Origin of the sequence: Actinoallomurus rhizosphaericola (genome assembly GCF_024055675.1) — a bacterium.
GTDB lineage: Bacteria > Actinomycetota > Actinomycetes > Streptosporangiales > Streptosporangiaceae > Actinoallomurus > Actinoallomurus soli.
Genome location: NZ_JAMXMW010000012.1, coordinates 278,531 through 301,680, shown reverse-complemented (window position 1 = coordinate 301,680; position 23,150 = coordinate 278,531). Strand labels below are relative to the sequence as shown.

The following is a 23,150-nucleotide window of genomic DNA, read 5'->3' as shown; positions in this document are numbered from 1 at the left end:
ACGGTCTCGTCGGCGGGCGACGCGCCGTGGTCACGCGTGCGTGACCACGGCGCGGACCCTCGTCAGGCGCCGCGCAGGACGGCGCCGACCCGCTCGGCCGCCGCGGCGACGGCGGCGTCACGGACGGCGGTCGTCTCCTCGGCGGTGAGCGTACGGTCGGAAGCGCGGAAGCGCAGCGTGTAGGCCAGCGACTTGTTGCCCTCGCCGACCTGCTCCCCCGTGTAGACGTCGAACAGCCGGATCGACTCGAGCAGCCCGGTGGCGCCGTGTCCCTCGACACCCGCCCGCAGGGCGGCCTCCACCTCGGCCGCGGGAACGTCCCGGGCCACGGTGAGCGCGATGTCCTGGGTGGCCACCGGGTACGTCGCGATGTGCGGCGCGAGCACCGCGCCGGCCGCCTTCGACTCCAGCCCGCTCAGCTCGAGCTCCATGGCGCAGGCGCGGGCCGGCAGGTCGAACGCCTTGGTCACGCGGGGGTGCAGCTCTCCCGCGTGACCGACGAGCGTCCCGTCGGCGAACAGCGCGGCGCAGCGGCCGGGGTGCCACGGCGCGTGCCGGTCCGCCTTGACCTCCAGCTCGACGCCCGCCTCGGCCGCGACGATCCGCGCGGCCTCGATGGCGTCGGCCCAAGTCGCCGGGCGGCCCTCACCCCACCAGCCGGCCGGCTCCCGGCTTCCGGCCAGGACGACCGCGACGCGCAGCGGCTGGTCGGGCAGAGCCGCCTCGATCGCGGCGAGCTCCTCCGCGGTGGGTGCCCGGTCGACCGGCGGCCGGGGCGGCGTCGGGGCGTCCGGGCGAGGCCGGTAGACCAGGCCCGTCTCGAACAGGGCGACGTCGGTGAAGCCGCGCCCGAGGTTGCGGTGCAGCGTGCGCAGCATCGCCGGCAGCAGCGTCGTCCGGAGGTACGGCTCTTCCTCGGTGAGCGGGTTGGCCAGCCGCAGCGCGCGCCGGCGGGCGTCGTCGGCGGGCAGCTGCAGCGCGTCCCAGTCGGCCGCGGACACGAACGGGTAGTCGATCACCTCGTGGTATCCGGCCGAGGCGAGGGCGCGGCCGACGCGGCGGCGCAGCCGCTGCGCCGGGGTGAGGCCACGGCCGGCCACCGAGCGCGGCGCACGGGCCGGGATGTTCTCGTAGCCCTCGAGCCGGATGACCTCCTCGGCGAGGTCGTTCGGGTCGCGCAGGTCCGGACGCCAGGACGGCGGCGTCACGGTCAGGACGTCCTCGCCGGTGACCTCGCAGCCCACGTCACGGAGCCGCCTGACCACCGTGTCGCGGCCGTACGCGACGCCCGCGACGCGGTCCGGGTGGTCCGCGGCGATCGTGATCGTGACGTTCTCCGCCGGCGCCTCGGCGTGGGTGACCCCCGGAAGGATCTCCGCGCCGCCGAGCTCGGCGAGCATCCGCACGGCCCGGTGGGTCGCCACGAGCGGCAGCTCCCGGTCGACGCCGCGCTCGAACCGGTACAGCGCCTCGCTCTTGAGCTTGTGGCGGCGGCCCTGGCGCGCCAGGTCGCTCGCCGAGAAGTGCGCGCCCTCGATCACCATGTCGGTCGACTTCTCGTCGATCTCGGTGGTCAGGCCGCCCATCGTGCCGGCCAGCGAGAGCGGGCCCGATCCGTCGGTGATCAGAACGTCGTCCGGGTGCAGGTCCCGTACGACGTGGTCGAGGGTCTCCAGCCGCTCGCCGGGCTCCGCGCGGCGTACGACGATCGGGCCGGTGAGCTTGGCCCGGTCGAAGGCGTGCAGCGGCTGGCCCAGCTCCAGCATGAGGTAGTTGGTGACGTCGACGGCCAGGGACACCGAGCGCATCCCGGCGCGGGCGAGCCGGACCCGCATCCACAGCGGGGACGGCGTGTCCGGCGCGAAACCGCGCACCTCCCGCAGCACGAAGCGGTCACAGGCGGTCGGGTCCGCGATGCTCGCGGGGTACGACTCGCCGGTCTCCGCCGGGACCTCGGCGTCGGCCGGGTCGCGGAACGGCACGCCGAACGCGGTCGCCGCCTCACGGGCCACGCCGCGGATCGACGCGGTGTAGCCGCGGTCGGGCGTGATCGCGATGTCGAGCACCTCGTCGCGCAGCCCGGCCAGCTCGACGAAGTCGGCGCCGAGCGGCGTGTCCGCCGGCAGGACGAGGATGCCGGGGCTGCTCTCGGCCAGGCCGAGCTCGGCCTCGGAGCAGATCATGCCGTCGGACACCCGGCCGTACGTCTTGCGCGCGGCGATCTTGAAGCCGCCGGGCAGGACGGCCCCCGGCAGCGAGACCGGGACGCGGTCGCCGACGGTGAAGTTGGTCGCGCCGCAGACGATGCCGCGCGGCTCCGCCTCGCCGACGTCGACCTGGCAGAACCGGATCGGCTTCTTGAAGCCGGTCAGCTCCTCGATCTCCAGCACCTGGCCGGTGATCACGCCGGACACGTCGTGCCCGACGGCCTCGACGGACTCGACCTCCAGGCCGGCCGCGATCAGCTTCTGGGCGATGTCACGGGCGGTGACCTCGGCGGGCAGCTCGGCGTACTCCCGCAGCCACGAAACAGGGACGCGCATCAGATCTCCATCCCGAACGCCTGGGTGAAGCGCACGTCACCCTCGAACATGTCGTGCATGTCCTCGACACCGTGCCGGAACATCAGCGTCCGCTCGACGCCGAGGCCGAACGCCCAGCCGCTGTACCGCTCCGGGTCGACCCCGGCGGCGACCAGCACCCGCGGGTTGACCATGCCGCAGCCGCCCAGCTCGATCCAGCCCTCGGACCGGCAGGTGCGGCAGGGCTCACCGCCCGGCTCGGCCGAGGCGCCGCGGCAGACGAAGCACTGCATGTCCACCTCGGCTGACGGCTCGGTGAACGGGAAGTAGTACGGGCGGAACCGGGTCTTCAGCCCCGCGCCGAACATTCCGGTGACGAACGCGCCGATGGCGCCGCGCAGGTCGGCCATCGTGATGCCCTCGTCGACGACGAGGCCCTCCATCTGATGGAAGACGGGGCTGTGCGTCGCGTCGAGCTCGTCGGTGCGGAAGGTGCGGCCGGTGCACACGACGTAGACGGGCAGCTCACGGGTGAGCAGGGCGCGGATCTGCACCGGCGAGGTGTGGGTCCGCAGGACCAGCCCGGAGTCCTCGGACTCGACGAAGAAGGTGTCCTGCATCTCGCGCGCCGGGTGGGCGGGCGGGAAGTTGAGCGCGTCGAAGTTGAACCACTCGGCCTCGACCTCGGGGCCCTCGGCCAGCTCGAAGCCCATGGAGACGAAGACGTCGGCCATGCGCTCGGCGATGGTGGTCACCGGGTGGCGGGCACCGCGCGGGTTTCGGTCGAACCGCAGGGTGACGTCGACGGCCTCCTCGACGAGGACGCGCTGGTCGCGCTCCTCCTCCAGCTCGGCCTGACGGGTCTTGAGCGCCTCGGAGACCTCACGGCGGGCCGTGCCGACGCGTTTGCCCGCTTCGGCCTTGGCGTGCGGCGGCAGGGCGCCGATCTCCCGGTTGGCGAGCGCGAGCGGCGAGCGGTCGCCGGCGTGGGCGAGGCGGACCTGCTTCAGCTCGTCGAGGCTCGCGGCGGCCCTGATCGCGGCGAGGGCCTCGTCGCGCGCGCGGGCCACCTCGTCCGGATGGAGCGCGGTGACCTCGACGGGGTCATATGACTTGTTGGGTGCGGACATGAGTGTCAGTTACTCCAGCAATGGCGGAACGGCGATCGAGTCTAGTCGGCGCACGGCCTGCGGCCCGTGAGGCGGCCATCAGACGATCATGGCAGGACGGGCCGCTCGGGAAGCCCGCGGCGCTCTCAGGCGAAGTCTGGAGCCCCGGCGGGCAGGCTAAATCGGAACTCGGCGCCGCCGCTCGGGGCGCGCCGCACGGCGATGGTGCCGCCATGGGCCTCGACGAGGCCCTTCACGATGTAGAGGCCGAGGCCGGTGCCGCCGCGGGGCTGGCCGTGGCCGCGCCAGAACTGGCGGAAGACACGGTGGGCCGCCTCGGGCGGGATGCCCTCGCCCTCGTCGCGCACGGCGACGACGGCTCCACGCGTGTTCGCGTCCGGCTCCACCACGATCGTTACGGTACCAGCCCCGTGACGCAGAGCGTTCTCGACGAGATTGCCAATGATCTGGTCAATCTTGTCCGGATCGAGCCACATCTCCGGCAGCGCGCCGGTGACCTCCAGCTTGAACCGGTCCGCCGGGTCGCCCGCGGCGACCCGGCCGGCGATGATCTTGCGGGCCTCCTCGACGAGGTCGACGACCTGGCGGCGCATCTCCAGCCGGCCCGCCTCGATGCGCGAGACGTCCAGCAGCTCCGTGATCAGCCGGGTCACGCGATCGGCGTCGGAGTTGACCGTCTCGAGCATGACCCGCTTCTGGTCGTCGTTGAACCGGTGCCATTTGGCCAGCAGGGTGGCGGTGAAGCCCTTGACGCTCGTCAGCGGGGACCGCAGCTCGTGGGCGACGGTGGAGACGAGGTCGGCGCGGCCGCGCTCGTGCCGGGCACGCTCGGCCGCGTCGCGCAGCGCGATCGTGAAGCGGCGGACGGTGCCGTCCCGCTCGCGGTCGTACGAGGCGGTGACGAGCAGCTCAGGCCCCTCGCCGAGGTAGAGCGGCCGCTCCGGGTGGCGGGTGCGGGTGGCCAGGCCGCCGTACGGGTCGAGGCATTTCCACCAGTCGCGGCCGTCGGCGTCGCGCAGCGGCAGGACGTCGGCGAAGTCACGGCCGAGTGCCTCGGCCCGCGGGATGCCGGTCAACCGGGCGGCGGCCCGGTTGAACACCACGACCCGCCGGTCGGCGTCCGCCACGATGAGCCCGTCGGGCAGCGCGTCGGGCGAGACGTCCCACCGCGCCGCCTGGCCGGCGGGAGGCTCAACGCCGCGCGGCACCGATCCGCCCACGACCGCGGCCACCTCCCCCGGCTCCCTATTGACAGTGCTGGCCTGACTCTAGTGCGGACGACGTAAATAGCGCCACGCCCGTGTCGTTAATTACGGATGTCCTGGCATGTCACCCGGACCTCAGTTACCGAACGCCTCGTCGACCGTGTCATACGTCGGAAACAGCTCGTCGAGCCGAGTGATTCGCAGAATCCGGCGCTGAGCGGGCCGCACCCGCGCCAGCCGGAGCGTGCCGCCCTTCTCGCGCAGCCGGTTGCCCACCGCGACCAGCGCGCCGAGCCCGGCGGCGTCGCAGAAGCTGACGGCGCCGAAATCGGCGACCAGGTTCGTGTGGCCGCCCTCGATGAGGGCGAGGAGATCCGTGCGCAGCCGCCCCGCCGTCTGCACGTCGATCTCGCCGCCGATCGCCACGACCGCCGCCGCGCCGTCCCGCCGTACGACCCTGGCCGCCATCGCGCGCCCGGCCCGGCACCGGTGGGCGCCCCCGCGCGCCAACGCGGACCGGCCCGGTCCCCTCTCGCAGCTCGCCGCCGTGCGGCGGCGAGGCAGCGGAATGCCTCTTATGTTCGTTTCCAACCTATTTGCCCCGTTCATCGGAATAGACGTCGGCTCCGAGACGGTCGCCGGGAAGCCGGAGCCGGCCTCGGGCCGGCCCACCGATCCGGCGCGACGGAATCGACAGCACCGATCATGTCGCCTTTTCGTCCAATGAACGAATCGGGACGCCGTTTTGTTACAGCGAGAAGACATCACTGTTGCGTTCGGTATCGAACGGCACATCCGGCCTCCGCCGAACGAGTGACGCGTCGCTCCGCGTCCCTCGGTCATCGGCCGGGTGCGGCCGATCCCCGGGCATCCCGCTACAGTGCATCGACCACCCCACCACTCTCCGCGACCGCGAACGGGGGTCCCCCGTCCGGCCCGTCATCCCGGGAAGGAGCCGCACGTGGACCTCCTCGACATGGGTCTGCTCGGCGCGGCCGGAATGGCGGCCGGAGGGGTCAACGCGATCGCCGGCGGTGGATCGCTGATCTCGTTCCCCGCTCTGCTGGCCGTGGGGTGTCCGAACATCGCGGCCAACGTGACCAACACGGTCGCGCTGTGGCCCGGCTATGTCGGGGGCGTCGCGGGCTACCGCGCGGAACTGGACGGTCAGCGCGGACGCGTGATCGCGCTGAGCGTGACCGGTGTGCTCGGGGCCGTCGCCGGCTGCGTCCTGCTGCTGGTCACCCCGGCCGGGGTGTTCGCCGCGCTCGTGCCCGTGCTGATCGCGCTGGCCAGCGTCCTCCTCGCCGCACAGCCGTGGCTGAAGCGCCGGCTCGACAGGGCGCGGCGCCTCCCCGGGAACGGGCACCGGATGATGCTCCACGGCGGGGTGCTGGTCGGAGGTGCCTACGGCGCGTACTTCGGCGCCGGACTGGGCGTCATGCTGCTCGGCCTGCTCGGCGTCTTCGTGCACGACCACCTGCAGCGGCTCAACGCCGTCCGCGCCGTGCTGTCCCTGGTGATCAACACGGTGGCCCTCATCGCCTTCGCGCTCTTCGGCCCGGTGCGCTGGCCGGCCGTCGGGATCATGGCCGTGACCAGCCTGGCCGGCGGGTTCCTCGGCGCCCGTGTGGCCCGCCGCATGTCACCGGGGGTGCTGCGCGCCGTCGTCGTGACGTTCGGGCTCGGAGTGGCCGTCGCGCTCGCCCTCCGCTGAGGGCCGGGCTCGGGAGTGTCGGCCGGTCCGCGAGGCCCGGCCGTCAGGCGAGGGTCCGGGGCTCAGGAGTGCCCACCGGTCCGCGGGGCGCGGCCGTCAGGACGGCTCGCCGGCGCGCTGGGCGCGGGCCGAGGCGTACAGGCAGACGGCCGCGGCGGTGGCGAGGTTGAGGCTCTCGGCGCCGCCGTAAATGGGGACGCGCACGACCTCGTCGACCGCGTCCAGGATCTCGTCCGGCAGGCCCCACGCCTCATTGCCGAACACCCAGGCGGTCGGGCCGGTGAGGGTTCCGTTGTCCAGCGCGGCGTCCAGGGAGCACTTCCCCGCGCCGTCGGCGGCCAGGACGGTGAGGCCGGACTCCTTCAACGCCGGAATGAGGACGTCGAAGCGCGGCCCGACGACGACCGGCAGATGGAACAGGCTGCCCGCCGACGCGCGTACGCACTTGCCGTTGTACGGATCGACGGAGGCGTCGGTGAAGATCACGGAGTCGGAGCCCGCGGCGTCGGCGGTGCGCAGCACCGTGCCGGCGTTCCCGGGGTCCCGCACGTGCGCCAGCACGGTCACGAGCCGCGGCGGCGGTTCGAGCACCGTGGGCAGGTCGACGTCCACGAACGCGCAGACGGCCAGCAGGCCCTGGGGCGTGACGGTCTGGGCGAGCTCGGCCATGACCTCACCGCTCACCCGGAAGATCGGGACGCCGGACCGCTCGGCCTGGGCGATCAGATCGTGGTGGCGGATCTCCGCCTCGGCGGTGGTGAACAGCTCGGCGAGGACTCCGTCGAGCGCGAGGGCCTCGCGTACGGCCTGGGGGCCTTCGGCGAGGAACCGCCGCTCACGGCGGCGGAAGGCGCGTTTGGCGAGCCGACGAGCCGCCTTCACCCGTGGTGATCGAGTAGAGGTCAGCTCGCGGCCCGCCATCAGCGTCGTTATCTGCTCGGTCAGGCCGCCGCGCTGCCCTCGGCGGGCAGCGCCTTCTTGGCCGTCTCGACGAGGACCGCGAACGCCGCGGCGTCGTTCACCGCGAGCTCGGCGAGCATGCGGCGGTCGACCTCGACCCCGGCCTCGCGCAGGCCCTGGATGAACCGGTTGTACGTCATGCCGTTCGCGCGGGCCGCCGCGTTGATCCGCTGGATCCACAGACGGCGGAACTGGCCCTTGCGGTCCTTCCGGTCGCGGAAGGCGTACGTCATCGAGTGGAGCTGCTGCTCCTTGGCCTTGCGGTACAGCCTCGACCGCTGGCCACGGTAGCCACTCGCCCGCTCGAGGACGACCCGACGCTTCTTGGCGGCGTTGACCGCCCGCTTCACGCGTGCCACGTCTTAAAACTCCTTCGTGGAGGCCGTGTCTCGTAGACCCGGCCGGTCGTTCGACTAACGGGACTGCCGGCACCGCACAGGTGCCGGAGCCCGGCGATCAGGTGGTGCCGGGCTCAGTCGCCGAGCAGCTTCTTGATCTTCTTCTCGTCGCTCTTCGACAGGACGACCGCTCCGTCGAGCCGGCGCGTGCGCTTGGTCGGCTTGTGCTCGAGCAGGTGGTTGCGGTTGGCGCGGCGGCGCATGACCTTGCCGGTGCCCGTCTTCTTGAAACGCTTCTTGGCACCACTGTGCGTCTTCATCTTCGGCATGGTCGCCGACGTCTCCCTATGTCCATGCACCTCACTCCGGGCGTGCGCAACTCCGTGGGGAGTGCCGGACGCCGGAAAGGCGCGGGTGTGCATACCTCATCGCGAGACGACCCCGCTCAGGGAGCAGGGTCGTGGCGGAGCAGTGCCCGGTCAGGCCGGGGAACCGTGCTCCTCCTGCCGCCGCAGCCGACTACCGGTCGCCCGCGGGCCTTCGGCCTTCGCCTCGCTCTTCTTCTTGTGCGGCCCGAGGACCATGATCATGTTGCGGCCGTCCTGCTTGGGCCGCGACTCGACGAAGCCGAGCTCCTCGACGTCCTCCGCCAACCGCTGCAGCAGCCGGAAGCCCAGCTCCGGCCGGGACTGCTCGCGGCCACGGAACATGATCGTGACCTTGACCTTGTCACCTGCCTTGAGGAACCGCTCGACGTGGCCCTTCTTGGTGCCGTAGTCGTGCGGATCGATCTTCGGCCGGAGTTTGATCTCCTTGATGACCGTGTGCGCCTGGTTACGTCGCGCATCGCGGGCCTTCATCGCGGACTCGTACTTGAACTTTCCGTAGTCCATGAGCTTGGCCACGGGCGGCCTCGCGGTCGGGGCGACCTCGACGAGGTCGAGGTCGGACTCCCGGGCAAGGTCGAGTGCCTTGGCGATCGGCACGATGCCGACCTGTTCGCCGTTCGGACCGACGAGCCGGACCTCGGGCACGCGAATGCGCTCGTTGATACGCGGTTCGGCGCTGATGGGACCTCCTTGGGGCTTTCGAGCTGTCCTGACCGGCCATGCCCCTGGCCCTTTCAAACGAAAAAGCCCCGCATGACTCGCATGCAGGGCCACCACCGGACGCCTCGACGGCCAGAGCCGACGAGGCGGGCACGCCAGCAGCGTGCCGGACCGGAACCCATCAGCCTCTCGTCTCCCGAGGGAGCGCGGCCGATCAGGTGGGAGGTAACCTCCGCTTGCGCGCCCGACGCGTGAGCGCCGGGCCAGTCAAAAGTCAAGAGTATCAGCTTTCCGGCCGTACGTCGAAGGCCCGAGCCTCCCGCGCCTCGAAGGCGCGCACCTCGAAGGCCGCGGTCACCCGGACCGGCTCGGTGAGAGCCGCGACCCGCGCCCGCAGGACCCCCGGTTCGGTGTGGCGGGCGCTCGGCCCCATCCCCACGAGCGACAGGACCTCGGCGTGCGTCAGGGACAGCGGAACCTCCAGCGGCCAGGTGCCGGCAGCGGCGAAGCGCTCCCCCACCGAGTCTGCCACGCGGTCGGCCTTCCGCTCGTCCACGGAGATCAACCCGAGCCGCCCGACCAGCTCACCCAGGTGGTGGGCGGCCGGGGTCGCGACGATCAGTGCGCCGTCGGGCCGCAGCACCCGATGGAACTCCGCACCGCTCCGCGGGGCGAAGACGTCGATGAGGACCGACACCGCGCCCGTGCGCACGGGCAGTGGCCGCCACACGTCCCACGCCAGGGCGCCGATCCGGGGATGCGCCCGCGCGGCGCGACGCAGGGCGTGCTTGGAGATGTCGAGGGCCACGCCGGGGCGACCGGGCAGCCGGTCCAGGACGGCCGCGAGGTAGTGGCCCGTACCCGCGCCGGCGTCCAGCACGCACCCCTCCCCGGGGTCCAGTGCGGCCGCGCGTTCGGCGATCAGCTCGGCGAGCGGCGCGAAGTGGCCACCGCCGAGGAAGTCGGCGCGCGCCGCGACCATCTCCGGGGTGTCGGCGGTGCCCAGATTCGCCTTGCCGGTCAGCAGGTTGGCGTAACCCTGCCGGGCGATGTCGAAACTGTGCCCGGCGGAACAACGCAGGGCCGTCCCCGCGACGGCGAGGTCACCCGCGCAGAGCGGGCACTGGATGTACGGAACGACGTCGGCGAGCACCCTCCCATGATGAGGCAGCCGGCCGGGCGGTCCGTCCCGACGCTTGTCGATGTATCGATCATCGGTATATAACGACGACATGAAACACAGGCCCCTCCAGGAACCGACGTTCCTGATCCTCACGGCGCTGGCAGCCGGGCCGCAGCACGGCTACGGGATCATCGGCGACGTCGAGCGGATCTCCGACGGGCGGGTGCGCCTGCGGGCCGGGACCCTCTACGCGGCCCTCGACCGGCTGACCGCCGACGGTCTCGCGGAGATCGACCGCGAGGACGTCGTCGAGGGCCGGTTGCGCCGCTACTACCGCCTCACCGAGACCGGCGCGGCGCGTCTCTCCGCCGAGGCCGAGCGCCTGCGCCGCAACGCCGAGACCGCCACCGCCCGCCTGCGCCTCGCGGGAGGATCCGCATGAGCCCCCTCGAACACCGCCTGCGCCGCTGGCTGCGGCTGTACCCGGCCGACCGGCGTGAGGAGATGCTCGGCGTCCTCCTCGCCACCGCCGGCCCCGGCCAGGAGCGCCCGACCGTCCGGGACACCGCCGACCTCGTCGGAGGAGCCGTCCGGATCCGCCTGCGGCGTGAGGTCCGGTCCCTCGGCGGCCCGGTCTGGCGCGACGCGTTCGCCGTGCTCGCCCTGGTGACGACCGCGCTGGCGTGTACCGCCCTGATCGCCTGCTTCCGGAACGAGGCGGTGCTGGCGTCCAGGAGCTTCATCGTGCTCGACATCGACTCGGGCCGCTCTTACGCGGACCTGTTCCCGGAACCCGCCCAGGTCTGGCCGATGTGGGCCCCGTGGCCGCTCGTCGGCGCGCTGAGCCTGCTGCGGCTGCGTCGTCCGGCCGTCGGTCTCGCCTGGGCCGCAGCGTTGTCCCAACTGCCGTGGCTGGCCGTGGCGCAGGGCCGCTACGCCCTGCAGGCCGGTGACGTGGAGGGCAACCTGATGTGGTTCGGCCTGGCGGTCCTGGCAGCCTCGGCGCTATCTCTGTCCGACGGCCTCCGCCACGCTCTCGCGCTGCTCGGCCGGTGGCGTGGCATCACACTGCTGGTCGGCGTCACCACCTTCGCCTGCGCGCTGCTGGGGCCGGCCTTCTCTCACTACGAGCCCTCTTGGTCGGCGTCCGTCAGCCTCATCCCCGTGCGGTCGGCGTTGCTCTACGATCCGCGATGGGTGCCGGCGGTCGGCGCGCTCGCGCTGATCCTGGTCTCCTGCGCCCGTCCGCGCTCGGCATCCGGCCGGCGGTCTTTCGCCGTGGCCCTGCTCGCCCTGTCGCCGCTGCTGGGCTCGCTGGCCCTGTGGTTCACGACGTTCACGATGATCGGCCCGGCGTCCATCGCGCTGCTCACCGCAGTTTTCCCGGCACTGCTGGCGATCATGGCCGGGGCCTTCGCCGCGCGGTTTCGCGGACGACGCCGCAGCGCGTCATGACACGGCGGCGCGCATCGCCTCCACCGGAGCCGGTGCGCGCCCGGTCATGAGCTCGACCTGGCGGGCGGCCTGGTGCACCAGCATCGGCAGCCCCCCCACGACGATGCCGCCGCGCCCGCCGACGGCCTCGGCGGCGGCGGTCGGCCACGGTGCGTACACGACGTCGAAGAGGGCGTCCGTCGCCCCGGCGATCGCCTCGGCGTACGGGTCGGCGGCGTGGGCCGGCAGGGTCGAGACGATCAGGTCCGCGTGCGGCATCGCGTCGGCGAACGTCTGCACCGACACCGAGACGCCCAGCCGATCGGCCGCCGATACCGCCTCGGCGGCGCGCCCCGGGCTCCGTACGACGATCACGGCCTTCGGCAGGCCGAGGTCGCGCAGGGCCGCGAGGGCCGAGCACGCGGTCGCGCCGCCGCCGAGCACGGCGGCCGACCCCGGCGATCGCACGCCGGCCTTGGTCAGCGCGGTCACCATCCCGTACACGTCGGTGTTGTAACCGAGCCGGCGGCCCTCCTGGAAGACCACCGTGTTGGCGCCGCCCACCGCGCGGGCCAGCCCGGACACCTCGTCGAGGAGCGGCAGCACGGCCCGCTTCAGCGGCATCGTGAGCGACAGGCCCGCCCACGGCCGCTCCAGCAGGCCGGGGAGGTCATCCTCACGGCACTCGACGGCCTCGTAGGTCCAGTCGAGGCCGAGCTGGGCGTACGCGGCGCGGTGCAGCGCCGGCGACAGCGAGTGCGCGATCGGCGATCCGAGGACTGCGGCGCGCGTCATCCGTGCCCCGTGTTGCGGGCGAGCTCCTGCTTGAGCTTCTGGAACTCGGCATAGCTCGAGGTGAACTTGGTGACCCTGTTCTTCGGGTCGGTGGCCACGAAGTACAGCCAGTTGCCCGGCGCGGGCTCGAGCGCGGCCTTCAGCGCCACCTCACCCGGATTGTCGATCGGGCCGGGCGGCAGACCGGAGACCATGTAGGTGTTGTACGGGCTGTTCGTCTTCGTCTCCGCGTAGGTGGCGACGGTGTTGTACTTGCCCAGGGCGTACATCACGGTGCTGTCGAGCTGGAGCTTCTTCATCCACGGCTGCGAGCTGTGGAGCCGGTTGTCGATGACCCGGGCGACCTTCGGCATGTCCTCCGGCCGGCCGCTCTCGGCCTGGACGAGGCTGGCGATCGTGACGACGTCACCGGGTGACATGCCCAGGTCACGGGCCTTCGCTTCCAGGTCGACGTCGACGGCGACCTTCTTGAACTGGTCGACCATCGAGCGCAGGACCTGCGTCGCCGTCGCCTTCGGGTCCGGGTCGTACGTGAAGGGGTACAGGTAGCCCTCGAGCTTGCCCTTGGCGTACGACGGCAGGCCGAGTTTCTCCGGATGGCTCGCGGCCTTCTGGAAGTCCTTCAGCGGGATGTGGGTCTTCTTGGCCAGGAGCGGCAGGATCTGTGCGACCCGCTTGCCCTCGGGGATCGTGAGGCGGCCGGCGCGGGACGCGTCGCTGAGCAGGAGGTCGAGCGCCGACTTCACCGACATCTGCCGGCGCAGGTGGTAGTAGCCCGGCTGGATGCTCGTCGCCCTGGTGTCCTTGGACGCGAGCTTGATGAACGCGTCGACCGACTTGACGACCCCCGCATCCTTGAGCCGGTTCGCCATGAGGGCGACCGAGTCGCCCTCATGGATCCAGACGGTGACGCTGCCGGTGCCCGCGCCCTTGTAGTCGGGCGGGTTGAGCATGCCGTTGATCGTGGTCAGGCCGATGTAGCCGCCGCCGCACACGATCGCGAGCAGGAAGGCGATCGCGATGAGAGGCGCGAGCCTGCGGCCCTTGCGGGTCTTCTTACGGCGCCGTCCCCGGCCGGACCGAGGGGCCTGTGGCGCATCGCCGGGAGGCTCCGGGCGCTGCTGGCGCTCGGAGAGTTGGCGCAAGAAATCAAGGTCTGCGTCGCTCATGAGTCCCCCTGGACAGTCTCCCCAGGGGGGCGGCCCGTCAAGCGCTCGGCCTCGAGCGCCGCCTGCAGCAGCACGGCGGCCGCCGCCTGGTCGACGACCTTGCGCCGCGCCTGCCCGCGCACTCCCTTGTCCCGGAGGCCACTTTCGGCTGTCACGGTGGTGAGTCTCTCATCGAACAGCCGTACCGTCTCGGGTTCCAGGCGTTGTGCGATCTTCTCCGCGAACCGGCGGGCCGTCGCGGCCGCCGGTCCCTCTCGCCCGGAGAGAGAGGTCGGCAGCCCGACGACCACCTCGATCGCGTCGTTCTCAGCGACGATCTGAACGATCCGGTCGATGTCGCCTTTACCCGCCCGTACGGTCTCCAGGGGCGAGGCCAGGATGCCGCCGGGGTCGCTGCGCGCGACGCCGATGCGGACGCTGCCCGCATCGACGCCGATGCGCACGCCTTGTCTCACGTGGCCGCCACGGTCCGGCGGACGGCGCCCAGGGCCTCGTCGATGGCGCCGGGGTTCGCGCCGCCGCCCTGCGCCAGGTCGTCCTTGCCGCCACCGCCGCCGCCGAGGACCTTGGCGGCGACGCCGACGAGCGCGCCCGCGCGGAGGCCGCGAGCGCGGGCCTCGTCGCTGGTCGCGACGACGATCACGGGACGGTCCTTGGGCACGCCCGCGATGATGACGACGGCCGGCCGTCCCGAGAGGCGGCCGCGGACGTCCATGGCGAGCCGCCGCAGGTCGTCGGCGCTCGTGCCGTCGGGCACCCGGTGGGCGACGAAGGCGACGCCGCCGACGTCCTCGGCTCCGCCCGCCAGCTCACCGGCGATCTGCAGGACCTGCTGGGAGCGGATCTTCTCCAGCTCCTTCTCGGCCTCGCGCAGCCGCGTGACCACTCCGGAGATCCGCTCCGGGAGCTCCTCGCGCCGGGTCTTCAGCTGCTCGGACAGCTGAGCGACGAGGACGCTCTCCTTGGCGAGGTACCGGAAGGCGTCGATGCCGACGAGCGCCTCGACGCGGCGCACGCCCGCGCCGATCGACTGCTCGCCGAGCACCTTGATCAGTCCGAGCTGGCCGGAGCGCGCGACGTGGGTGCCGCCGCAGAGCTCGCGGGAGTACTCGCCGATCTCGACGACGCGGACCTCGTCGCCGTACTTCTCGCCGAACAGGGCGAGCGCGCCCATCTTGCGCGCCTCGTCGATCGGGTGGACCGAGGCGTGCACGCCGAGGTCGTCGATGAGGATCGCGTTGACCTCGTCCTCGACGTCGCGCAGGACGCTGAGCGGAACGGCGCCCGAGGCGGTGAAGTCGAACCGGAACCGGCCCGGGGCGTTCTCCGAACCGGCCTGGGCGGCCGACTCGCCGAGCGCGTTGCGGAACCCGCGGTGGACCATGTGCGTGGCCGTGTGCGAGCGGGAGATCGCCCGGCGCCGCTCCACGTCGATCTCGGCGTACGCCGTGTCACCCGTCTGCGCCTCGCCGCTGCGGACGCGGCCGCGGTGCACGATCAGGCCGGACAGCGGCGTCTGGACGTCGAGGACCTCGACCTCGGCGCCGTTGCCGAACCGGATGACGCCCTGGTCGGCGAGCTGGCCGCCGCCCTCGGCGTAGAACGGGGTGCGGTCGAGCACGACCTCGACCTCGCTGCCCTGGCCCGCCGACGGCACGCTGGCGCCGCCGACGATCAGGCCGACCACCCGAGCCTCGCCGGCGACCGCGTCGTATCCGGTGAACTGCACCGAGCCGGTCTGCTCCAGGAGGCCGCCCAGCACGGACACGTCGAGGTTGCCGGTCTTCTTGGCGGCGGCGTCGGCCTTGGCGCGCTGCCGCTGCTCGTCCATCAGGCGGCGGAACTCGTTCTCGTCGACGGACAGGCCCTGCTCGGCCGCCATCTCGAGGGTGAGGTCGATCGGGAAGCCGTAGGTGTCGTGCAGCGTGAACGCCTGCCTGCCCGACAGCGTCGACTCCTTGCGGCGCTTGCTCTCCTCCACCGAGGCGTCGAAGATGGCGGTGCCGGTGCGGAGCGTGGCGAGGAACGACTGCTCCTCGGCGTCGATGACCGTGTGGATGTGGGCGGCGTCGGAGCGCAGCTCCGGGTAGGTCTCGCCCATTCCGTCGATCGCGGCGGCGGTCAGCTCGTGCAGGTAACGGTCGTCGCCGGCGCCGAGGAGCCGCAGGTGCCGGATGCTGCGGCGCAGGATGCGCCGCAGGACGTAGCCGCGGCCCTCGTTGGAGGGCACCACGCCGTCGGCGACCATCATCGTGCCGCTGCGGACGTGGTCGGTGATCACGCGCAGGGACACGTCGGCCCGTGCGTCGCGGCCGTACTTGGTCTTGGTGAGGTCGGCGGCGCGGTCGAGGATCCGCCACATGGTGTCGATCTCGTAGATGTTGTCGACGCCCTGGAGGATCGCCGCCATGCGCTCCAGGCCCATGCCGGTGTCGATGTTCTTGGCGGGGAGCTCGCCGAGGATCGGCCAGCCCTCCTTGCCCGCGCCGGGGCCCCGCTCGAACTGCATGAAGACGAGGTTCCAGACCTCGAGGTAGCGGTCCTCGTCGGCGACCGGACCGCCCTCACGGCCGTACTCGGGGCCGCGGTCGTAGTAGATCTCCGAGCAGGGACCGCAGGGGCCGGGCACGCCCATCGACCAGAAGTTGTCGGCCATGCCGCGGCGCTGGATGCGCTCCTCGGGCAGGCCGACCTTCTTGTGCCAGATCTCGAAGGCCTCGTCGTCGTCGTGGTAGACGGTGGCCCACAGCCGGTCCTCCGGGAACCCGAACCCGCCGTCGGCCTCCGACCGGGTCAGCAGATCCCACGCGAATGGGATCGCCCCCTCCTTGAAGTAGTCCCCGAAGGAGAAGTTGCCCAGCATCTGGAAGAACGTGCCGTGCCGGGTGGTCTTGCCGACCTCGTCGATGTCCGGGGTCCGGATGCACTTCTGGACGCTGGTGGCCCGAGGGTACGGCGGGGTCCGCTGGCCGAGGAAAAACGGCTTGAAGGGCACCATGCCCGCGTTGACCAGCAACAGCGTGGGGTCCTCGGCGATCAGGCTGGCCGAGGGAACCACGGTGTGGCCGCGCTCCTCGAAGAAGCGGAGAAAACGGCGGGCGATCTCTGCCGACTCCATCAGTGCAGGTCCTTGTCAGTATCGGAGTGTGCGTCGAGGCGCAGGGCGTCGCGCAGTTCTTCCTCGCGGTGGTTCATCGCGACGCGGACGTCGCCGGCGAACCCTCGTACGGTCCGGCCGAGCCCGGTGGCCTGGTGGGCGAGGCTGCCCGGCAGGACGGCGCGCACCGCCCGCTTGAGCCGGAACGCCGACCAGGCGCCGAACGCGGTGCCCAGCGACAGCCAGAAGAGTCGCCGGATCATCGCTTGCCGTCCTGGTTGCCGTGGCCACGGGAGCCGATGGCCTTACGGACACCATAGGAGAACGCCGCGGCCTTCACGAGAGGGCCGCCGACGATCGAGGTGACGGTGGTGCTGACCGCGGCGGCGTTCTGGCTGACGCTGCCCATGTTCTTGGTGATCACGTCGACCCGGTCCAGTTGCTCGTTGGCCCGCTCCACCGTGCCGGTCATGTCGTCCAGCAGCGGGGCGGTCCGGTCGCCGAGCTCGGCCACCGTCTTGGTCGCCTCGGTCAGCAACCGGGCGAGTTTCAAGAGCACGTAGGCGAGGAAGGAGACGAGTATCGCCCAGAACATGGCCACGATCAGCCCGGCCAGCTGTTCGCCCGTCAGCATGCGGCTTCCTCCTCCTGTGGTCGCGGAGAACTCGGTCGGACCGACCTTACCGTCCCGGGCTTGCGAAAACGCGCCCAGGCGACCATGCCGTCACCCGCCGACGGCGCGGGCTCAGTCGGCGCGCCTGCCGCGGAGCACGGCGCGGAGCCGCTCCACCACGTCGGAGAAGCGCGCCTCCATGCCGTGCCTGGTCGGATGGTAGTACTCCCGGCCCGCCACGGCGTCCGGAGCGTACTGCTGTTCGACCACTCCGCCGGGGAAGTCGTGGGCGTAGCGGTAGCCCTTCCCGTGGTCGAGCTTGGCCGCGCCCTTGTAGTGCGCGTCGCGCAGGTGCGGCGGCACCGGGCCGACCAGCCCTCGCCGTACGTCGGCGCTCGCCTCGGTGATCGCCGTGATCACGGCGTTGGACTTGGGCGCCAGGGACAGGTGGATCACCGCCTGGGCGAGGTTGATGCGGGCCTCCGGCAGGCCGACGAACTCCACGGCGTGCGCGGCGGCCGTCGCCGTCTGCAGGGCCGTGGGGTCGGCCATGCCGATGTCCTCGCTCGCGTGGACGATCAGCCGCCGGGCGATGAAGCGCGGGTCCTCACCGGCCTCGATCATGCGGGCGAGGTAGTGCAGCGCCGCGTCGACGTCGGACCCGCGGATGCTCTTGATGAACGCGCTGACCACGTCGTAGTGCTGGTCGCCCTCGCGGTCGTAGCGGACCGCCGCCCGGTCGACCGCCTTCTCCAGGACGTCGACGTCGATCGGCGCGCCGTTCGGGGCGACGTACGAGGCGGCCTCCAGGTACGTCAGCGCCCGGCGCGCGTCCCCGCCCGCGAGGCGTACGAGGTGGTCCTCGGCGGGCTCGGCGAGCTTCACCGCGCCGCCGAGGCCGCGCTCGTCGGTCAGAGCCCGGCGGATCACCTCGCGGAGCCGGTCGTCCGCGAGCGGCTGGAGCGTCAGCAGGAGGGAGCGGGACAGCAGGGGGCTGATGACGGAGAAGAAGGGATTCTCGGTGGTCGCGCCGATGAAGGACACCCAGCGGTTCTCGACGGCGGGCAGCAGGGCGTCCTGCTGGGCCTTGTTGAACCGGTGCACCTCGTCGACGAACAGCACGGTCTGCCGGCCGCCCATGCCCAGCTCGCGCTTTGCCACGTCGATGGCGGCGCGGACCTGCTTGACGCCGTCGGAGACCGCGGAGATCTCCACGAACCGGCGTTCGGTCGCCTGGCTGACGACGTACGCGAGGGTGGTCTTGCCGGTGCCGGGCGGCCCCCACAGCACCAGCGACATGGGGACGTCCCGCTCGACCAGCTGGCGCAGCGGGGTGCCGGGGCCGAGGAGATGCTCCTGGCCGACGACCTCGTCGAGGCCCCGCGGGCGCATCCGTACCGCCAGCGGCGCGTTGGCCTGCTGCGCCTCTTCGGCGGGCGTGTCGAAGAGGCTGTCGGCCTGTTCAGTTTCCCTGCGCACCACGCCTCGACACTATCCGTTCGCCGAGGCCGCTCAGCGCGACGGAGGCGATCACCACGACGCTCCCGGGGAGTACCCGCACGACGGCCGATCTCCCCGTGATCGGCAAGAGGTTCCGGTACGTCCCCGGTCCCGCCCGCAGCAGGGTCGTGATCCGGTGCGATCGGCGGTCACGCCCTCGGTCGGTCACGGCAGGCAGAGGACGCGTGTGATCCGCGCGGCACCGCTCAGGCGGACCAGGGGGCCCGGCGGGCCGGGCCGCGTGGTGGCGGTGATCGTCGAAGGAGTGCCGAGGCGGTCCCCCATGTCCACGGTGACGCCGGTGACCCCCCGGTCGGCCAGGTCGGCGGCGAGGCAGGCGGTGCTGTTGGCGTTGGCGATGTCCTCGGGGACGCCGATCGAGGGCGCGAACATGCGGGCCGCGGCCCGGCCGGTGGACTCCGGCATGGAGTAGACGTAGCAGCCCAGGAGGCCGAGTCTGTCGCAGGCGGCGCGGAGTCGTTCTTGATCCGGGTCGAGCGCGGCCAGTGCCGAGCGCGTGGCGACGGGGATCAGCAACCGCGGCCTTCCCACCGCGGCGATCCGCGTACCGGGCATGAGGATGTCCGGGGTGACGTCGAGGGCCGGCAGGACGAGGTCACGTTCGATCGCGGTGGGCTCACGCAGGTCGACGGGGCCGGTGTCGAAGGAGGCCGTGATCGTCCCGTTCTGCGGCACGGCCCGGCCGGCGAAGGCGCGTCCCGACGTGTGCAGCGTCGTCCGGTGCTCCCCGCCCCCGGCGCGTTCGGCGAGGAAGGCCAGGGCCGCGACCGTTCCGTGACCGCACGCGGGCAGTTCCCCTTCGGCGGTGAAGAATCGGAGGGCTGCCGCGGGCCCATCGGGTCCGTCGTGCGCGGAGACGAAGACCGCGTGCGAGGTGCCCATCAGGACCGGCACGCGGCGGCGCTCGCCGTCGGTCAACGGCGCCTCCTCCATCACCGCGGTCGGACTGCCGCCTCGCCCGTCGCGCAGGCACGCGTGGACGATCGTGATCCGCGACCCGTCCGCGCTCATCACAGGTCCTTCCCGCCGGACCGCTCGGCTTCGGCCCGCCGAGGCGGTTCCGGCGATCCGGGGAACGGGGCGACCTCGCGGCGCAGGACGCGGAACAGCGTGAGCGGCGCGTACGGCACGCCTGGGGACGTCCACCGGCGGAGCGCCCGGCCGGCGGAGGCGGGGTAGGGCGGATTGAGCGGTTCGATGCCCGGCATTCGAGCCCCCTTGCTTCGATTTCCGAATCACCATGATGCTTCGACGAACTCCACCCGCTACGAGCGCGTGTCCTCCAGCGTGCTCAGCACCCGGTTCGGCGAACCGACCGTCGCCCGTCCGGCCGCCCTGCACGACTCCGGCTACCGCCTCACCCCTCGGTCGTCGCCTCGGTCAGGGACGGGTGCGGGTGCCGAGACGGGGGCCGGCGTACTCATCGTCGGTGACGTGCTCCAGCCAGTCGACGTCGTCGGTCTCCCACAGCGCCAGGTGGACCATGAACCGGTCGGGGGCGGCACCATGCCAGTGCTCCTCGCCCGGCGGCGTCCAGATCACGTCCCCGGGGCGGGCTTCGAGGATCTCGCCGCCGCGGGTCTGGATCAGGGCCGTCCCCTCCACGATGTAGAGGGTCTGGCCCAGGCCGTGGGAGTGCCAGGCGGTCCGGGCGCCGGGCGCAAAGCGGACCATGTTCGCCCGCGCACGAGAGGGCTCCTCACCCCGGTAGATCACGTCCGCCCAGGCGTCACCGGTGAACCACTGCCCGGGCAGCTTCATCGTCGGGGGCTGCTTCAGGATCTCCATCGAATCTCCTTGGTCGGTACACCGCCGCGCAGGCCGCGCGGCCGGGTCACGGGCGGGGTGGTCAGGCGGCCGGGCCGGTCTCCTCGACGATGCTCTTCAGCCGGGTCACCGCGCTCATGGCGCTCGGCCAGCCGGCGTAGAAGGCCAGGTGGGTAAGGGCCTCGACCAGCTCATCCTTGCTCAGGCCGTTCTTCAGCGCCGTGCGCAGGTGGAAGTCCAGCTGTTCGGTGCGGCACAGCGCCGCCAGCGTGGTGACGGTGACCAGGCTCCGGTCGCGCGGGGACAGCCCCGGGCGCTCCCACACGTCCCCGAACAGGACTTCATCGGTCAGTTCCACCAGCTTGGGCGCGAATTCGCCGAGCAGCGTACGGGCGCCTGAGGGCTGCGTGCTCTCTGTCATCGTCATGCCTTTCGATGTGCCGGTCGCGGGGGCCGGGAGGCGGCGGGCCGCGCACCCCGGGCATCGACCAGGAAACCGCCGGCCGGGCCGGGGAGGGAGTTCCTGCCGTTCGGTGTACTGACAGAACACCCCACGACCTTCGGAACCCGCCTAACCTCGGAAGACATGGACAACCGCCGGGAGGTCCGCGAGTTCCTGGCCTCGCGGCGAGCCAAGATCACCCCACAGCAGGCCGGATTGCCCGCCTACGGCGGCCACCGGCGCGTTCCCGGCCTGCGCCGCGAGGAGGTCGCCATGCTCGCCGGCGTCAGCGCCGAGTACTACGCCCGCCTGGAGCGGGGCAACCTCGGCGGGGTCTCCGAGAGCGTCCTGGAGTCCCTCGCCCGCGCCCTGCAGCTGGACGAGGCCGAGCACGCCCACCTGTTCGACCTCGCCCGGACCGCCAACGCCACCCCCCGCGCCCGCCGCCGCCGCGCGCAGCAGCAGATCCGGCCCGGCATCCAGCACCTGCTGGACTCGATGACCGACACGGCCGCGTACGTCCGCAACGGGCGGCTGGACATCGTCGCGTCCAACCGCCTCGGCCGCGCCCTGTACTCACCGGTCTTCGACGACCCGGTCCGGCCCGTCAACCTCGCCCTGTTCCGCTTCCTCAGCCCCCGCGCCCGCGACTTCTACCCCGACTGGGAGGAGTCCGCCCACACCACCGTGGCCCTGCTGCGCACCGAGGCCGGCCGGGATCCGTACGACCGCCCCCTCACCGACCTCATCGGCGAACTCGCCACCCGCAGCGAGGACTTCCGCACCCGGTGGGCCGCGCACAACGTCCGTCTGCACCACACCGGCGTCAAGAACTTCCACCACCCCGTCGTCGGCGACCTCACCCTCCCCTTCGAGGCGATGCCCCTGCCCGCCGACCCCGGTCTCACCCTCACCGCCTTCAGCGCCGAACCCGGCACCCCGGCCCACGACGCGCTCAGCCTGCTCGCCGCCTGGGCCGCCACCTCCGACCGGACGCGGCCGGCCCGGCCGGAGGACCAGGCCCGCACGTCGGACGGCTGATCGATGTTCGGATTTCAGGATCGATGGGGCGCGAACGGACCGTCACGGTCCGGGGGCTCACCGGCGGCGGGGCCGTGATCCGGTCGGGCGGGGGCGGCGTTAGCCTGGGCGGCGTGACCCCCTCCTCGATCGACGACCTCCTGGCGATCACCGGAGGCCACCCTCTGATCCGCAGTGTGCACCCCGAGCGACGCGGCAGGGCCTGGCGTGCGGACGGAGCGGTCGCGTTCCTGCACCTGAACCCCGACCGTGCCACGGTCCGGCGGGTCGTGGGGCTGGGCACACCCGAGGCGGTGGCCGGCCTGCTGGCCGGGCTGCGCGGTGAGCTGCCCGCGAACGTGTACGTCAACGTGCCGCGCGGCACCCCGCTGCCGCTGGCGGACCCGGTCGACTGGCAGTGGCGGGTCGCGTACGAGGCGCCGCCGCGACGGCCCGGCGAGGACCTGGTCGACTGGCATGGCGACACCGACGCGATCACGGACCTGCTGAAGCGCACGGGTCCGGACTGGTCGGTCTGGCCTCGTGACGGCAGGGCCCGCCGCTGGGCGGCCGTGAGGGGCGAGGACGGCGGAATCCTGGCCTGTCTCGCCGACACGACGACCTCTCCGGAGGTCGGCCAGGTGGCGGCGATCGCGGTGCGCCCGGAGGCCCGCCGCCGGGCGCTGGGCGCGTCGATCACGACGTGGGCGATGCGCCGGCTGCTCGCGGAGGGCCACGACGGGGTGGGGCTGGGGGTCTACGCGGAGAACACGGCGGCCATGCGGCTGTACGACCGGCTCGGCTTCGACGATGAGGCCCGCACCAGCGGACGCCTCCCGGCTTAGTCTCCCGGCGCGTACTGCGCCACCCCGCGGCCGAACGACCAGTCGATCGACTCGTTCTCGGTGAGCGCGATGAGGACGTTCCGCGGCTCCGTCCCGGCGTACTCGTGGGCGAGGTCGGCGATCCGCCGGTAGAGCGCCCGCTTCTGCTCGGGCGGACGCCCGGAGCGCAGGGTGATCGTGATGTAGACGACTCCATCGTCCCGGCGCACTCCGAGGTAGTCGTCGTACCGCAGTGTGCTGCTCGTACCGTCGTGCCCGGTCAGCACCTGGAACCGGTCGTCGGGCGGGAACCCCATCGTCTCCCCCAGGGCCTCGTGCACGGCCCGGCCCAGCGCTTCGAGCCGATCCTTGTCGGCTCCCAGCGCGTCGATGCGCACGAACGGCATGTCAGCGGTCCTTCCTC

At 72.2% G+C, this 23,150-nt stretch carries 26 protein-coding genes; 5 read left to right on the top strand and 21 right to left on the bottom strand.

Annotation, left to right across the window (positions count from 1 at the left end):
- Positions 1-62: 62 nt before the first annotated feature.
- From pheT to NE234_RS26465, 4 genes are all read right to left on the bottom strand, one after another.
- The gene (gene pheT, locus NE234_RS26480; RefSeq protein WP_252783346.1) at positions 63-2,543 is read right to left on the bottom strand and encodes a phenylalanine--tRNA ligase subunit beta; all 2,481 of its coding nucleotides are present in this window, start codon (positions 2,541-2,543) and stop codon (positions 63-65) included.
- Complete coding sequence (gene pheS / locus NE234_RS26475) at positions 2,543-3,652, bottom strand: phenylalanine--tRNA ligase subunit alpha (RefSeq protein ID WP_252783345.1); 1,110 nt, start codon at positions 3,650-3,652, stop codon at positions 2,543-2,545. Before pheS ends, pheT begins: the two co-directional genes overlap by 1 nt.
- 125 nt (positions 3,653-3,777) lie before the next feature.
- Positions 3,778-4,872, bottom strand: coding sequence for a sensor histidine kinase (locus NE234_RS26470; protein ID WP_406567076.1), 1,095 nt, complete (start codon positions 4,870-4,872; stop codon positions 3,778-3,780).
- A 120-nt stretch (positions 4,873-4,992) separates the two neighbouring features.
- Positions 4,993-5,325: an STAS domain-containing protein gene (locus NE234_RS26465; RefSeq protein WP_252783344.1), complete on the bottom strand. Its 333-nt coding sequence runs from the start codon at positions 5,323-5,325 to the stop codon at positions 4,993-4,995.
- Positions 5,326-5,818: 493 nt separating this feature from the next.
- On the opposite strand from NE234_RS26465, the gene NE234_RS26460 reads away from it, so the two are divergent.
- Positions 5,819-6,574, top strand: coding sequence for a sulfite exporter TauE/SafE family protein (locus tag NE234_RS26460; RefSeq protein WP_252783343.1), 756 nt, complete (start codon positions 5,819-5,821; stop codon positions 6,572-6,574).
- A gap of 96 nt (positions 6,575-6,670) precedes the next feature.
- Here NE234_RS26460 and NE234_RS26455 read toward each other — a convergent pair whose 3' ends face one another.
- The 5 genes from NE234_RS26455 to NE234_RS26435 form a co-directional block, all read right to left on the bottom strand.
- On the bottom strand, positions 6,671-7,495 hold the full coding sequence (locus NE234_RS26455) for a TrmH family RNA methyltransferase (protein WP_252783342.1): 825 nt from the start codon (positions 7,493-7,495) through the stop codon (positions 6,671-6,673).
- 20 nt (positions 7,496-7,515) lie between these two features.
- Entirely contained in the window at positions 7,516-7,893 is a 378-nt protein-coding gene (gene rplT, locus NE234_RS26450; RefSeq protein ID WP_252783341.1) for a 50S ribosomal protein L20, read from the bottom strand.
- Between the two features lie 113 nt (positions 7,894-8,006).
- The gene (rpmI, locus tag NE234_RS26445; protein WP_252783340.1) at positions 8,007-8,201 is read right to left on the bottom strand and encodes a 50S ribosomal protein L35; all 195 of its coding nucleotides are present in this window, start codon (positions 8,199-8,201) and stop codon (positions 8,007-8,009) included.
- Positions 8,202-8,351: 150 nt separating this feature from the next.
- Complete coding sequence (gene infC / locus NE234_RS26440; RefSeq protein ID WP_256514162.1) at positions 8,352-8,999, bottom strand: translation initiation factor IF-3; 648 nt, start codon at positions 8,997-8,999, stop codon at positions 8,352-8,354.
- Positions 9,000-9,204: 205 nt separating this feature from the next.
- Positions 9,205-10,074: a putative RNA methyltransferase gene (locus NE234_RS26435; RefSeq protein WP_252783338.1), complete on the bottom strand. Its 870-nt coding sequence runs from the start codon at positions 10,072-10,074 to the stop codon at positions 9,205-9,207.
- Positions 10,075-10,153: 79 nt separating this feature from the next.
- Here NE234_RS26435 and NE234_RS26430 point away from each other — a divergent pair, with 79 nt between their 5' ends.
- Entirely contained in the window at positions 10,154-10,486 is a 333-nt protein-coding gene (locus NE234_RS26430) for a PadR family transcriptional regulator (RefSeq protein ID WP_252783337.1), read from the top strand.
- Positions 10,483-11,499: a hypothetical protein gene (locus NE234_RS26425; RefSeq protein WP_252783336.1), complete on the top strand. Its 1,017-nt coding sequence runs from the start codon at positions 10,483-10,485 to the stop codon at positions 11,497-11,499. Before NE234_RS26430 ends, NE234_RS26425 begins: the two co-directional genes overlap by 4 nt.
- Here the strand turns inward: NE234_RS26425 and NE234_RS26420 are convergent.
- From NE234_RS26420 to NE234_RS26370, 11 genes are all read right to left on the bottom strand, one after another.
- Positions 11,494-12,273 carry a shikimate dehydrogenase gene (locus NE234_RS26420; protein ID WP_252783335.1) on the bottom strand — a complete coding sequence of 260 codons (780 nt, stop codon included), beginning with the start codon at positions 12,271-12,273 and terminating at the stop codon, positions 11,494-11,496. The genes NE234_RS26425 and NE234_RS26420 overlap by 6 nt on opposite strands.
- Positions 12,270-13,442 (bottom strand): endolytic transglycosylase MltG, encoded by a 1,173-nt coding sequence (mltG, locus tag NE234_RS26415; protein WP_252783334.1) that lies wholly within the window; start codon positions 13,440-13,442, stop codon positions 12,270-12,272. The genes NE234_RS26420 and mltG overlap by 4 nt, the downstream gene beginning before the upstream one ends.
- On the bottom strand, positions 13,439-13,897 hold the full coding sequence (gene ruvX, locus NE234_RS26410) for a Holliday junction resolvase RuvX (protein ID WP_252783333.1): 459 nt from the start codon (positions 13,895-13,897) through the stop codon (positions 13,439-13,441). The genes mltG and ruvX overlap by 4 nt, the downstream gene beginning before the upstream one ends.
- Positions 13,894-16,560: an alanine--tRNA ligase gene (alaS, locus tag NE234_RS26405; protein ID WP_252783332.1), complete on the bottom strand. Its 2,667-nt coding sequence runs from the start codon at positions 16,558-16,560 to the stop codon at positions 13,894-13,896. Before alaS ends, ruvX begins: the two co-directional genes overlap by 4 nt.
- Positions 16,560-16,802, bottom strand: coding sequence for a hypothetical protein (locus tag NE234_RS26400; RefSeq protein ID WP_252783331.1), 243 nt, complete (start codon positions 16,800-16,802; stop codon positions 16,560-16,562). Before NE234_RS26400 ends, alaS begins: the two co-directional genes overlap by 1 nt.
- Positions 16,799-17,173: a DUF948 domain-containing protein gene (locus tag NE234_RS26395; protein ID WP_252783330.1), complete on the bottom strand. Its 375-nt coding sequence runs from the start codon at positions 17,171-17,173 to the stop codon at positions 16,799-16,801. The genes NE234_RS26400 and NE234_RS26395 overlap by 4 nt, the downstream gene beginning before the upstream one ends.
- A 111-nt stretch (positions 17,174-17,284) precedes the next feature.
- Positions 17,285-18,634: a replication-associated recombination protein A gene (locus NE234_RS26390; protein WP_406567072.1), complete on the bottom strand. Its 1,350-nt coding sequence runs from the start codon at positions 18,632-18,634 to the stop codon at positions 17,285-17,287.
- A gap of 183 nt (positions 18,635-18,817) precedes the next feature.
- Complete coding sequence (locus NE234_RS26385) at positions 18,818-19,684, bottom strand: PhzF family phenazine biosynthesis protein (protein WP_252783329.1); 867 nt, start codon at positions 19,682-19,684, stop codon at positions 18,818-18,820.
- Positions 19,684-19,881 (bottom strand): hypothetical protein, encoded by a 198-nt coding sequence (locus NE234_RS26380; RefSeq protein ID WP_252783328.1) that lies wholly within the window; start codon positions 19,879-19,881, stop codon positions 19,684-19,686. Before NE234_RS26380 ends, NE234_RS26385 begins: the two co-directional genes overlap by 1 nt.
- Before the next feature lie 172 nt (positions 19,882-20,053).
- The gene (locus NE234_RS26375; protein WP_252783327.1) at positions 20,054-20,461 is read right to left on the bottom strand and encodes a (R)-mandelonitrile lyase; all 408 of its coding nucleotides are present in this window, start codon (positions 20,459-20,461) and stop codon (positions 20,054-20,056) included.
- Between the two features lie 61 nt (positions 20,462-20,522).
- A complete protein-coding gene (locus NE234_RS26370; protein WP_252783326.1) occupies positions 20,523-20,861 on the bottom strand; it encodes a carboxymuconolactone decarboxylase family protein in 339 nt (112 codons plus the stop codon).
- A gap of 165 nt (positions 20,862-21,026) precedes the next feature.
- On the opposite strand from NE234_RS26370, the gene NE234_RS26365 reads away from it, so the two are divergent.
- Both NE234_RS26365 and NE234_RS26360 read left to right on the top strand, forming a co-directional pair.
- The gene (locus NE234_RS26365) at positions 21,027-21,923 is read left to right on the top strand and encodes a helix-turn-helix transcriptional regulator (protein ID WP_252783325.1); all 897 of its coding nucleotides are present in this window, start codon (positions 21,027-21,029) and stop codon (positions 21,921-21,923) included.
- A gap of 113 nt (positions 21,924-22,036) precedes the next feature.
- Complete coding sequence (locus tag NE234_RS26360; RefSeq protein ID WP_252783324.1) at positions 22,037-22,747, top strand: GNAT family N-acetyltransferase; 711 nt, start codon at positions 22,037-22,039, stop codon at positions 22,745-22,747.
- On the opposite strand, the gene NE234_RS26355 is transcribed toward NE234_RS26360, so the two are convergent.
- Complete coding sequence (locus NE234_RS26355) at positions 22,744-23,133, bottom strand: tautomerase family protein (RefSeq protein WP_252783323.1); 390 nt, start codon at positions 23,131-23,133, stop codon at positions 22,744-22,746. The two genes, NE234_RS26360 and NE234_RS26355, sit on opposite strands and share 4 nt — an antisense overlap.
- Positions 23,134-23,150 lie beyond the last annotated feature (17 nt).